Below are 12,621 nucleotides of genomic sequence, written 5' to 3'. Positions count from 1 at the left end.
GTCTATTTCAATGTTTCCTATTGTTCAGTCTAATGTATGAATCAACCGTTGAAAGGTGATCATGGATAGCAGAGAATCTATTAATTACTCTATGAGGTGATCATCATGGATAGAAGGCGCTGGATCGGTATGCTTTTCGGCGTGATCGGTATTATTGCCTTTGCTACTGCCCAGGGGGGATTTCTTGGAGGAATCGAACGTGCGGATGCGCGCGAAGGAGCCAGAACCATTCGAGTAGAAAAAGGGGACACGGTTTTCCAAATTGCTCGTGAGCACGGAACCAATGTTGCGACATTAGCTCGAATCAATCAATTAAAAGATCCATCTCTGATTCAAGTTGGGCAAGAACTTGTGCTTCCCCGTAACCAGAATACAAGGGTTGCGAAAAGGAATTCGACTGAGGGAAAGGCAGCTCCTACCATGGTTCGTGGGAAGGCACTTGGGGACTTCACATTGACGGCCTATACAGCTGGACCTGAATCGACAGGGAAAGTACCACAAGATGCGAGTTACGGTGTAACCTCCAGCGGTACGAAAGTGGCAGATGGGATTACAATTGCAGTCGATCCCAATGTGATACCGATTGGATCTCGGGTTTATATTGAAGGAATTGGATATCGCGTTGCCCAGGATACAGGAAGTGCTATAAAAAATCAGCGAATCGATGTATTTATGAGTGATCTAGATAAAGCTCGGCAATTTGGAGTAAAGAAAAATATCCGTGTTGAATTGGTAGAGTAGTCGTCATGAAAAGATCGAGTCGCAAACAGACTCGATCTTTTGTACATGATAAACCTTTTCTGGGATGAAGGCCAAGTCAAGTGTACATGGTATAATGGGAAGAAGAGTCGGAGGGGGATGAGGGGTTGGCACATATGAAGCTGATGCCTTCGGGAATATATTCCTTTGAACATACTTCCCGTCGGTTAGCTGCACTTGAAAAATCAGCCTATCAGGTAAGAGATGATCGTTTCATTCGTACCTTACGTTTAGGAGAGCGCCTGATTGCGGTAGAGCTGTGGTGGATGGGGGATGGTTTAGCGGTTGAAGTGAGCGAAGAATTATCTTCCCAGCAATTAGAAGAGCTATCCCAACGATTGCGTCGTATGTTTTCTTTGGATGTGGATTTATCATCTTTTTACCAAAGGCTCGAAGGCGATCCGAACCTCGGAAATTTAATTCGGGAACGCCGTGGTTTGCATGTCGTGTTGGATGCGTCGTTATACGAGTGCCTGATCAGGACAATTATTAGTCAACAACTTAACCTTTCTTTTGCAGGGACATTAATACAACGGTTGATCGAGCGGGCAGGCGATACCATTGTTCATCGCGGAGAAACGTTATGGGTGTTTCCGACTCCAGAGCAGGTAGCGAACCTTTCCTACGAAGACCTACAGGAACTTCAGTTTAACCGTCGGAAGGCCGAGTATGTGATTGACCTCTCCAGGAAAGTGGTCGATGGTTTTGACCTTGATCAATTGTACACGCTTTCTGATGACGACGTCGTTAAAAAGTTGCTTCCCATACGGGGAATTGGACGTTGGACAGTAGAGTGTTTGCTTTTGTTTGGAATGGGTCGCACCGATTTACTTCCAGCTGCTGATATTGGGGTACGCAATGCACTGCGTCACGTATTTGAAACCACGGAACAGCCATCGGAAGAAGAGGTGCGTCGATTAGGTGAAGCATGGTCACCTTGGCGTAGTTATGCGGTTTTTTATCTATGGGATTATTTGGGTTCGACAAAAAACAGTCAATAAAATAATCTCAACAGGGCATGGATCGTATTGGGGAAAAATGAGTGGATCGTAATTTAGGAGGGACTTTTCGATGGCGAAAAAACGACAGAATAAAAAAGTGAAGCAATTAGTGGATCCGGTAAAAGTTCTAAATAGCGATTTGAAACGTGTCGGTATCTGGTGTGGTATTGCACTAGGGATTACGTTTGTCGTTGCTTTTGTGGTTAATTCGATGGTTTTATGATGTGCGAAAAAGAACAAGCCCAGTATCGACGATCGTCGATACTGGGCTTGTTTATAGACTAGACTCAGGTAGCATCTCCACCACCATCGCCGTCTCCATCTCCATCTCCATCTTCATCTTTGCGGGGGCCTCCACGATCTTTGCGTGGAGAAATGTGTTCTCCTACCGTTGCAGCGACTTCGCGTAACGGTTCTCTACTCTGCCTCTTTGCCATTAGAGAATGAAGGTCGTCAGCGGCGGTGAGCACTTGGCGTGGATAAGCAATTTCAATGGATTTTTCGATGAATTTCGTGACGATGGCTTTTCGCATTTCTCGTTCGATCATCCAATATTCTTCTGGAGTGCTTACAGATGTTAAGGTATATTCCACTCCATCCGATTTAATGTTGGTGATTCCAAAAATGGAAAAGGGCTCGATGATGTATGGAGAGAAGCGTCGACTTAAGTCTTCGCAAATTTCGTCTAGGATCGACTGAACATAGGCTTGATCTTCTTCATAGGGTACGGTAACAGGAATTAATGGGCGCATCCGGTCTCTGTTATAATTCGTTACACGGGTAATTTCACCGTTGGAGAAATAATGAACGCGTTCGTTGAATTCTCGAATTTTGGTTATTCGTAGTCCGATCTCTTCTACCGTTCCTTGAATATTATCGTTGATCTGTACAAAGTCACCAATCTCCATTTGTTGATCAAAAATGATAAAGAATCCAGTAATGACATCCCGAACGAGGTTTTGCGCACCAAAACCGACAGCGAGACCGATCACCCCAGCACCTGCGAGAATAGGTGTTACATCAATATTCACCTGTTTTAGAATGGTAATGGCTGAAATGAAATAGATGCCATAACGTGAGGTGGATTTAAGTAATCGAGCCAATGTAGCGCCCCGCTTTTGTTGAAAACGACTAATGTTTAGTAGTCGATCCACCACTTGACCGACATAACGAAGTGCTATGTAAGTAATGCCAATTATAATTGCAATTTGGAAAAGAGGGATTAAAATATCGTTAAATAAAGGATCCCATAAATTTTTCGTTGGATCTTGTGCGATTTCTTCTGCTTTTTTTTGTACATCCTTTACACCATTGTCGATGCTAGCAGCAAGTATGATCCATGGCATCTGTTTTTCACCCTTTGCAAATGGAGGGATAAGTGAACCCCTCTCGATAATTAATTGCCATTATAACATAGCAGGTACAACCCAGTGAGGTTGGTAACATTTATTTACCTAAAAAGAAAATGGGCAAATACGTCTTATGGGGGGATTAAAGCCGGCTTATTTTTTTGATAAACTGGTAAACAGGGGTTTTTTTCCATTGGATGTTAGGAATCCCTCTTTTATAAATTTAGCGTTTTAATTAGTATGAAGGGAGAAGAGGTAAGTCATTCATCGTTAGATCACACGGTTGGGTGACCATAAGTGCTGAAGCGAAGCGTCTACTCACGGGACTTCGTTGTTTCATACAGGAAAGGGGACTTACAGCATGGAAGAGAAACAGGGTTTGATCGCGGAATCCAAAAAATGGGTCAGACGAATGATCCAGCCTCCTCTTCCAAGTTGGATATCTGCTCGGTGGAAAATGATGTTGGTAATCGCAGTTTTATTAGTAACTTTTGGAAGTTTTTTATTGGTTCATCGCTTAGGTAGTACGAACGTGTTAAAGGAGGCTCAGTTTACTTCGATAAAACCGATTCGCTTCGTGGAGAATCAATTAATTTTTAAAGGGATCTCCTCCTCAAAAGGAGAAGGGATTTATGTTTTTGATATAGAAAAAAATAAATTATCCAAAGAAAGTCAGGCGCAAAAAAATTGGAATGAAGATCAAGCGCAGCCATTGGTTAATGGCTGGTTTCTAGAGGTGAATACGCATCATCAAACCATCATGGTAAGTAATCAGAACCATGAGCATCAAATAGTGGATGGATTAGCGAAAAAAAAAGCCTTGTGTGTATCCCCTGGGAAGGATGCGTTCACGTACGTGAAAAGGGTCCAGAATGGGCGGTATGGAGTTTATCTATACCGAGTGGATACGAAGCGTTCCTATCCATTGAGAACCGCTATAGGAAAAGAGCAAGCGGAAAAAAGTGTTGTGAATTGGTCGAGTGATGGTGAGTATCTATTGTTGGATGGAAAGCATGTTTATCGCAGCATCGATGGCAAACGGTTACGTACCTTACCCGGAGTACAGGGAGTATGGTCTCCCCAAAAAAACCAGTTGGTCTATATCAACTCGACAGGGAGTAATATTCGGCGTTGGGATGTTCGTGTCGATGACGAAACAATCCTTTATCAAGCCAATAATTTGTCTTCCTATGTGTTATCCAAGGTAAATTGGGATCCATCCGGTCGATACATTGCTTTTCCTATTGGTACATCAACAAGGGATAAGGTAAAGGTGAGTGGAGTTATTGTCACCGATGGAAAGATGTTTCGGTACACAGAAGGTGAGCAAAATCTTAAACCGACTCAACTTCATCATATCCAGTTAAGTAACGAGGGCAGAGTTCTATCCTATACCATCCGTGATATTCTAAAGGTAGTGCACTTGGATACGCAGGAAACTAGAGCGTACCAGGGGGTATCACAAGGGATTAGCAATTGGCAATCAGAAGTGAGGCAGGATCCAGGAGGGATTTGGTTAAGGCAGCGCCATCGTATTCTCTTCCTTAGCAAGGGAATGGAGGAGAAGAGGGTATACTCCACAACTGCGATTGTGAAGGGATTTTATCTCTCTGATCAAAGGGATCGTCTCTTGATATGGGAGAAGACAAATGAGGGTGAGCGGCTACGCTTAGTAAAACTTACCGATCCGATCGATTGGAAAACCGCCTAGATCAAGAAGTAGATACAACTGGGAGGCGGCTATTTGTGGGTAGGAAAAAAGAAATTATCGTATCCTTACCTGATCAAGCATGGACGGATCATGTACGAGAAGGTCTACTAGCATGGTACGATCAAAATAAAAGGGAACTTCCTTGGCGTAAAAATAAGGATCCTTATCGTATTTGGGTATCTGAAATTATGCTTCAGCAAACCCGTGTGGATACTGTTATTCCTTTTTTTGAACGATTTATGGATAAATTTCCTGATCTTGTTGCATTGGCAAATGCGGATGAAGAAGAAGTGCTGAAGGCTTGGGAAGGTCTTGGTTATTATTCGAGGGTACGTAACCTTCATTCTGCAGTAAAAGAAGTGGTTGCTACATATGAGGGGAAAGTTCCATCAACCCCAGATGCAGTGACACAATTAAAAGGAGTCGGCGATTATACGGCTGGAGCGATTTTATCAATTGCCTTCGATCAACCGACTCCAGCTGTGGATGGGAATGTCATGCGTGTCTTTTCCCGATGGTTTGCTCTCTGGGATGATATTGCAAAATTGTCCACTCGACGAAAAATGGAAGTATTGGGTGCTCACCTTGTTCCAGCGAGTCGAGCGGGGGATTTTAATCAAGCAGTCATGGAACTCGGTGCACTGGTCTGTACCCCTGTGAATCCAAAGTGTATAAGTTGTCCTGTACAAGCAACTTGTGCTGCGTTTGATCAAGGAGTCCAGGCAGAATTACCACAAAAGAAAAAAGCAAAGCCACCTCGTCCGGTGCATGTGAGTATCGCTTGGATACGAAGAGGAGAACAGATCCTACTCCAACGACGATCAAGTGAGGGCTTGCTTGCAGGGATGTGGGGGCTACCTACTATGGAGAATGTGCAAGATGAGGTGGTTCCAGGTGACTCCATTACCCCCCTTTTCACTGAATTAGGGCTGTTTGTAGAATGGGGAGAGGTATTAGGAGAGTATGAACACATATTTAGTCACCGGCGCTGGCACATTCGTTTAGTAGAAGGTTTGATACGTGATGAGAAAAAGGACCTTCCTGGGGAATGGCGTTGGATCAATGAGAACGAACGTACACAGCTTGCGTTTCCAAATGTGTATCGTAAGGCATTTTCGCTTGCAGAAAAGCGAAGAAAAGGGCTATCAGGGATCCAAGGACGCCTTTTGTAGATAGGGAACGTACTCATTTTTTATCCATACGATTAATATGGAGGAACATTAAACGGGGGGCTAGGTGGATCACTCTTAATAGATGATCGCATCTGGTTGGAGGGGAGAGAAGTCCCGTGGAAGAGAACAATAAACATTCTTCGGGGAAAGAAGAATCAGCAAAGCAAGCGCATACGGAAGAGTCTCACGCACATGGGGAAAATAAAGAAGTTTCAGCGGAACCCATTCCATCACCGAACGAGGAGAATGCAAAAGCAGGTGTTTCCCAATCAAAGGAAACTAAAACAACCTCTCGTTTTTTTCATCCGTGGAGTAAGCGATCAAAAATTATGGGTATGGTGACCGGGGTTGTATTGTTGATCGCAATTATTTTCGTTGGCATGATTGATGGTTGGCCAATCAATAGTAACGCCGATTCTTCCATAACAACACCTAAAGTGGAGAAGAAGCAAAAGGAATTGACCATTACATTGATTAATGGCAAAAAGGAATGGAAAGTAAACTTACGAGAGATGGGTTACACAGGTAAAGACGGATCAAAAGTCAATGCTAAGCAGTGGACAAAGTGGATTGATTCCATTAAAAAAGAAGTGGATCAACCTGCGAAAGATGCGCATGCGACTCGTTATGGAGAGGAAATTAAACCAGAGAGAATGGGTTGGAAGTTGGATACCAAAGAGTTATTAAATTGGCCACAGCATATCAAAGGAAAAGTAAACGGGATTCATCCAGTTCCATTGATCTCGGATGCCCCTCAAGTGACTACAGAGGATATTAAACATGTCAACGGGGAACGGATTGGACATTATGTGACTTACTTTAATTCAGGGAATGTCAATCGGACGGTCAATGTAAGGCTATCCGCACAAGCAATTAACCATCACATTGTAAATCCAGGTGAAGTATTTTCCTACAATAAAACAGTAGGGGAACGTACTGCTGCGCGTGGATATAAGGAATCCATTATCATTGTGAAGGGCGCTTATGAAAAAGGATTAGGTGGAGGAGTCTGTCAGACGTCTTCGACCTTATACAATAGTGTAGATAGTGCAGGCCTACCTTCAGTCGCCCGTTTCTCACATAGTAAAGAGGTAAGTTATGTACCAAAAGGGCGGGATGCAACGGTGGCCTGGTATGGCCCGGACTATCGTTTTCGTAACAACCTTGATAAACCAGTGATGATTCGTACAAGAATGATGGGAGGCTCACTGACTGTGGACATCTACACGGTACCAGGCACCTACCATCACCCTCGAGGTGTTCAATCGGCTCCAACAAAAGTGCATGATATTCAACCCCCTCAGTAACCAAATCGATAAAAGCGGCTGCTTGTGGACTAACTAATAACGGCATTCTCCCGCGGGAGAATGCCGTTATTAGTTAGTCAGCGTATCAATTGATCTTATTAATCATCTCCGAAAAAGAAATCACCTACATCATCAAAACTATCTTCAATCGTATCCCCGATATCATCCATGTCTTCCATCCATTCTGAGAGTGCCAACGCACCAAGTGCTCCCGTGGCAAATCCACCCACGGTTCCTCCCCATTTGGAAAGGCCGCTATGCTTATGGAATCCGTGCTTCGTGGGTTTTCGATAGGAAGAGGGTTGATTGGTCATATCCGTGAGGATATTGCGAAGGGTGTTTGTCAGTGAGTGATGGTTTTCCCAGTCGCTTTTTTCTAGGGTACATTCATGGCGAACTTCGCGTTCGCCTGTCCAAGTGTAGATATCCACCTCAAGCAGAAGGTGAATGCGGTCTTCTTCAATACCTGCGACAAATTCCACTTCTTCAACTTGACCTTTTAGGAAGGAAGAAGGGAAAAAAGCGAATTCTTGGGTATATCCATTGAAGGATCGTGAATCATGTTTCTCTCGTAAACCCAGATCGGTAAAGGCATCAAGAACCTTTTGCAAAGGTAGTAGGGGATGAACTTTGATGTAGTCATGGTCCGAGTGATCCACCGCTTGGGCAATATCTAAATGGGTAACAAAGAAAAAAGCAACCTGGTTCCCTGAAACGGGAAGGTCTTTGGGAAGTTGGGTGGAGAACGGAAAGGATTTTTCCTCACCAGGATGAATGATGAAGGTGTGGTGAAAAGGAAATCGTTCCAGTGTATGGTTAAGTTCTCGTTTTCCAGAATGGAGATACATGATGAGTTCCACATCGATTTTATTAATTTCTTGCTCAATGGCCCCTCCTTGAATAACCAAATTGCCTTGAACATCATCTCCTGGTAGGTAGTCTTGTTTTTCGAGGATGAGGTCGACTTTCGCGCCGCCTTTCCCTAACTTGGCCATCATTTTTCTAAACATAGATATCCCCCTGTCCTTGATTTAAGAAAGTGATGTGTCAATATAAGGTTCTGCTGAGAGTGATTGAGTGGAGCTTTTGGAAGGAGTGAAGTTGGATCGCAAAGGTTCTTTAGGAGAGGGACGTGCCACCAATCGATCGATCCATCGGTCATGTGCCTTATCAACAATAAATTCCCATCCAGCATAGGAGATGGTGTCTCCTTTTTGCGGGATTTTCTCCAACTGTGAAAAGAGCCACCCACCAATCGTATCATTATCGGGATCATTGATGGCAATATGAAAAAATTCATTTACCTCGGTAATTAATGCGCGTGGATGGATAAAAACGTCCCCCTTCATTTCAGAAAAGAGGAGAGAAGAAAGCTCGAATTTATCTTGTAAGTCACTAAACATCTCCCGTGTGATATCCTCCAGTGTGACCATTCCTGATGTCCCCCCAAATTCATCCACAACGACAGCGATTTGCGCTTGCTTTTCTTCTAATGTTCGTAACGTATGGATTATATCCATTGTTTCAGGAATGACCACTTCAGGTTGAGCCATAATCATTAAATCGGGTGGAGACGCCTGAGAGAGTAAGGCATCAAACACATCCTGAATGTGGATCACTCCAAGGACTTGGTCTTTATCCCGATCACAGAGAAGATAATGGAGTTGTCGATTACGCCGGATGACGGCTAGATTATGTGCAAGATCATTGTCCATATAAAGACAATTCATATCCACGCGGGGAATCATCACTTCACGAATCAGCCGGTGTTGAAATTGCATAACTTTTTCTGTAAGAGCCGGCTCAACCCCCTTGTTTGAATCTTCTGATCGATCCCTATGTAACTGCACTCCGAAGAAAGACAAAAAAGAAGTTACCCACTGTTCTACATATCCTGACAGCCGATGAGGGGGTGTTTGATTGATCGTCTTCTCCCACCACCACTGGCTTGATAATAAAAGGGACAGCAATAAACATAGAGTCATTGGCAAACTGAATGGTTTAGTTAAAGAAAAACCAAGGCGATTGATTATATATAGGCTGCCTCCAATCCAAGCGACCGCAGTAATGGTAAACCCTGAACGTGTAATCCGCCTAAGCGACTCATGACTCTTTTTTTCTGGAAGAGAAGAATCCATGCCTGCGTTTCGCATGTGTTTATCAATCAGTGTTTCAATCGTGAGCAATAATCCATGGAGGAATGTGATGAAAATCCATGCGCCTGTGTAGATCAAGAAGATAAGGTCGTCGTCCACGTCCAACTCTTCATGACCTCCCATTCTGTTTATGGTGATAATTCTAGTCTGGATCGTAAGTGAAACCGATCAGAAAGACTAGCATGACTATTAATATTGTAACGAACTATGGGGCAAAAAAGTAGGGGTGCTAGAGGAGAATCCTTCTGCAGAATGGATGGTAAACCATCCTTGTTCATAAACTTGTAATGTAAAAGCTGTAGGGTACCCGTATTCAATGCCGTCAATTTGGAAAAAATACGATTATGGAGGAATGAGGTGGATTAATAGAATCATAGGCTAATGGTAAGCGTAGAGGAGAGAGGGTGAAGGGATTGATGCGTTTATGGAAGGAAAAAGGAGTGCTTTGGTCACCCTGGGTTGTTCGATCGGCCGCCTTGAGTAATCTTATTGCTGCAATGATGTCCCTTATCTTACTTAGCCTAGGAGGCAGTGGCTCTCTTGGAGAACGGATGTACTCCATCGAAGTGAATGAATGGGTGTATCGTTGGTCTTGGGGGATTGGTATCGTATCAGTGGTTGGAATGACAAGTGTTTTCTTTATTCTATTATGCATGATGGATGCGCAGTATCGTGGAATCCTTCAAATGGCCTTTATGATATGGATCGTGGGCGCTTGTGGATGGGTGCTAACGGATTTGATCCAAATTCGTTTGATGCCCGTTCTTTCTGAACTATTTATGAAGACACCTACAGCTGATTTGGTGGAACACATCATAAAATGGGAACATCTTTTGTTTCGATTAACGGGGATATTCGGTCTCAGTTGTTATGCGATCAGTGGATTAATCTATACTGCTGTGATGTTTCGAACAAAGGGCATGCCTATGGTAATGTCTCGTTACTTTTTTATGATTTGGTGTTTTGTACTGTTCATATCGATTGCTGCCCAGTGGTTAGTTACTTGGTTGCCATGGTTAGTCGTTTGTACGTTATTAATGTTAGTTCCTTGGTTTTGGAAGTTAGGAAGGCTCCTTCCCAATCAATTTACTTGATAAAGGATACAAGATGGTCCGAAACTTGACGAAAAATGGCGGACGAGCAAACTCACAGGGTGGTAAAGCGTTTTCTTCACACTTTTATCACAATTGCACAGGAAACCATGCATCTTGTAAAATGGGGATACCATCGGATGGGGAGGCCTTATAGATGAAGCTGAGATCTTTTCAATTGTCCGACGTACATGCTGTCCAAGCGATCTGGAAGCAAACTGCATCGCGTGAAAGAGAAGAAGAGACGCTAAAAGTGTTATCTCGTCAAGTGGCTGATGACCGGGATTTGGTGCTGGTTGCTGAGATCGAAGGGCAGGTGGTTGGAGCAATCGTCGGTACAATGGAAAAAAATGTAGGCTTCTTATATTGCCTAGCTGTCAATCCATTGTTTCAAGGACGAGGAGTAGGACGTCGACTTACCACCATGTTAGAAGACCGTTTTCGTAATAAAGGGGTCACACGTACACAAGCCGTTATCGATGAAGGAACAGAAAAACTATATCCATTTTATACGCATTTGGGATATCAAGGCGTTCCTTCTTCGTTTCTCGTAGAGAAAAATTGGTTATTTAATGTGCAAGAAAACTTAAAGCCGATTTCTTACTAATCGAACACGGTTTTTTCTTTCCTATAGCAGTGTTCTTCTCTAAAACCTTTTGCCAAATAGGCACAGGGGTTTTTTAATTTAATTAATTTTTTGATTATTAAAAATAAAGAGAGGGGTTCCCTTTTTACACAACGAATCCTTCAGTTGGAGGTGATCTGCTCATGGGCAAAAAAGATCGAGTTTGGTTTGAGCAAGCCGCTGGATTCCTTAACCCTGGGTTGGTTCAAGAACTGAAGGATCACCGTGAACTGGAAGCTGATAAATCTGAGAAAACCCTGCCGGTGATCATTCGCTTTAATCGTGAAGTCGAAGAGCATCGTCATGATGATGCGCTTCATCTTTGCAATGATGGTGAATGTAATTACATGGAGGGGAAATTTGATTTTATCAATGGTGCATTTGGTTGTCTTAGCCCTGAAAAGATCCGTAGTCTGGTCGATCATGATGGGGTAGACAAAGTATATTATGATTACAAAGTGCAGGCCTTGTTGGATGTGGCAACCAAGTCGATGGGGGCCATTGAAGTACAAACCCAATCGGGATTGACAGGCGAAGGGGTTACGATTGCAATTATTGACACGGGTATTCACCCCCATGATGATGTAATGAAGCCGACACCACGTATTAAAGCCTTTGTCGATATGGTGAATAAGCAAAAAGAGCCTTATGATGATCAAGGGCATGGTACACATTGTGCAGGGGATGCTGTCGGCAATGGTCACCTTTCAGAAGGGCTATATATCGGTCCTGCTCCAAAAGCAGATCTGATCGGAATAAAAGTGTTGGATGCCAAGGGAAGTGGTCAACTATCGACGGTGATCCGTGGTGTGGAATGGTGCATTAAAAATAAAAAGAAACATGGAATTCGTGTGATATCCCTGTCTCTAGGGGCCCCTGCGATGGAATCGTATATGGAGGACCTGTTATGTCAAGCAGTTGAAAAGGCATGGCATCACGGGATTGTCGTTTGTGCTGCGGCAGGGAATGAAGGCCCTTATCCGATGACGATTAGTACGCCAGGGATTGATCCTTTAATCCTTACCGTAGGTTCTGCTGATGATAAAAACACCTCGGAATGGAAGGACGATGTAAAAGCATCCTATTCGAGCCGTGGCCCAACGCGTGATTTCTTGGTGAAACCCGATATTTATGCACCGGGGACCAATATTATTTCCCTATTGGCACCAGGGTCAGCGTTAGAGAAGCAGTTGCCTGAAAATCTTGTTGGTGAACATTATCTGAGTTTGTCTGGAACATCGATGGCAACGCCGATGTCTGCTGGAGTTGTGGCGCTGTTGCTGGAAGCCAATCCTCATTTAAGTCCCAATGACGTGAAGGCAATTCTAATGGATACTGCTCGTTTGTTTAAAGGCGATCAAGCGGGTTACATCGATGTTGTGGCGGCAGTAAAGCTTGCGAAACAATATGCTGAGTTTCAGGGAGCTACTGTTGAGGTGTAAAGTCAAAA

General features: G+C 43.6%; 12 protein-coding genes. 9 read left to right on the top strand and 3 right to left on the bottom strand.

Annotation, left to right across the window (positions count from 1 at the left end; genetic code table 11):
- The first annotated feature begins 105 nt into the window (after positions 1 to 105).
- The 3 genes from CHX35_RS00150 to CHX35_RS17360 all read left to right on the top strand — a co-directional run bounded on the left by CHX35_RS00150 (position 106) and on the right by CHX35_RS17360 (position 1,983).
- On the top strand, positions 106 to 741 hold the full coding sequence (locus CHX35_RS00150; protein ID WP_091832046.1) for a 3D domain-containing protein: 636 nt from the start codon (positions 106 to 108) through the stop codon (positions 739 to 741).
- Positions 742 to 875: 134 nt separating this feature from the next.
- On the top strand, positions 876 to 1,760 hold the full coding sequence (locus CHX35_RS00145) for a DNA-3-methyladenine glycosylase family protein (RefSeq protein ID WP_245838578.1): 885 nt from the start codon (positions 876 to 878) through the stop codon (positions 1,758 to 1,760).
- 70 nt (positions 1,761 to 1,830) lie between these two features.
- A complete protein-coding gene (locus tag CHX35_RS17360) occupies positions 1,831 to 1,983 on the top strand; it encodes a hypothetical protein (protein WP_176391789.1) in 153 nt (50 codons plus the stop codon).
- 64 nt (positions 1,984 to 2,047) lie between these two features.
- Here CHX35_RS17360 and CHX35_RS00140 read toward each other — a convergent pair whose 3' ends face one another.
- Positions 2,048 to 3,106 carry a mechanosensitive ion channel family protein gene (locus CHX35_RS00140; protein ID WP_091832040.1) on the bottom strand — a complete coding sequence of 353 codons (1,059 nt, stop codon included), beginning with the start codon at positions 3,104 to 3,106 and terminating at the stop codon, positions 2,048 to 2,050.
- 364 nt (positions 3,107 to 3,470) lie between these two features.
- Between CHX35_RS00140 and CHX35_RS00135 the strand changes: the two genes are divergently transcribed.
- The 3 genes from CHX35_RS00135 to CHX35_RS00125 all read left to right on the top strand — a co-directional run bounded on the left by CHX35_RS00135 (position 3,471) and on the right by CHX35_RS00125 (position 7,299).
- Positions 3,471 to 4,820, top strand: coding sequence for a TolB-like translocation protein (locus CHX35_RS00135; RefSeq protein ID WP_091832037.1), 1,350 nt, complete (start codon positions 3,471 to 3,473; stop codon positions 4,818 to 4,820).
- A gap of 35 nt (positions 4,821 to 4,855) precedes the next feature.
- Positions 4,856 to 5,992, top strand: a complete 1,137-nt coding sequence (gene mutY, locus CHX35_RS00130) for an A/G-specific adenine glycosylase (protein ID WP_091832034.1) — start codon at positions 4,856 to 4,858, stop codon at positions 5,990 to 5,992.
- Positions 5,993 to 6,108: 116 nt separating this feature from the next.
- Entirely contained in the window at positions 6,109 to 7,299 is a 1,191-nt protein-coding gene (locus CHX35_RS00125) for a VanW family protein (RefSeq protein ID WP_091832031.1), read from the top strand.
- Between the two features lie 98 nt (positions 7,300 to 7,397).
- On the opposite strand, the gene CHX35_RS00120 is transcribed toward CHX35_RS00125, so the two are convergent.
- Positions 7,398 to 8,309, bottom strand: a complete 912-nt coding sequence (locus CHX35_RS00120; protein ID WP_091832027.1) for a sporulation protein — start codon at positions 8,307 to 8,309, stop codon at positions 7,398 to 7,400.
- Positions 8,310 to 8,330: 21 nt separating this feature from the next.
- Positions 8,331 to 9,554: a transporter associated domain-containing protein gene (locus tag CHX35_RS00115; RefSeq protein ID WP_245838577.1), complete on the bottom strand. Its 1,224-nt coding sequence runs from the start codon at positions 9,552 to 9,554 to the stop codon at positions 8,331 to 8,333.
- A 317-nt stretch (positions 9,555 to 9,871) separates the two neighbouring features.
- On the opposite strand from CHX35_RS00115, the gene CHX35_RS00110 reads away from it, so the two are divergent.
- From CHX35_RS00110 to CHX35_RS00100, 3 genes are all read left to right on the top strand, one after another.
- Entirely contained in the window at positions 9,872 to 10,549 is a 678-nt protein-coding gene (locus tag CHX35_RS00110; protein WP_140413503.1) for a hypothetical protein, read from the top strand.
- A gap of 154 nt (positions 10,550 to 10,703) precedes the next feature.
- Entirely contained in the window at positions 10,704 to 11,153 is a 450-nt protein-coding gene (locus CHX35_RS00105) for a GNAT family N-acetyltransferase (protein ID WP_091832018.1), read from the top strand.
- Between the two features lie 161 nt (positions 11,154 to 11,314).
- Positions 11,315 to 12,613, top strand: a complete 1,299-nt coding sequence (locus CHX35_RS00100; protein ID WP_091832015.1) for a S8 family peptidase — start codon at positions 11,315 to 11,317, stop codon at positions 12,611 to 12,613.
- The last annotated feature ends 8 nt before the right edge of the window (positions 12,614 to 12,621 follow it).

Source organism: Marininema halotolerans (assembly GCF_900116235.1).
Classification (GTDB): Bacteria; Bacillota; Bacilli; order Thermoactinomycetales; family DSM-45169; genus Marininema; species Marininema halotolerans.
This window is presented reverse-complemented; position numbering and strand designations above follow the sequence as displayed.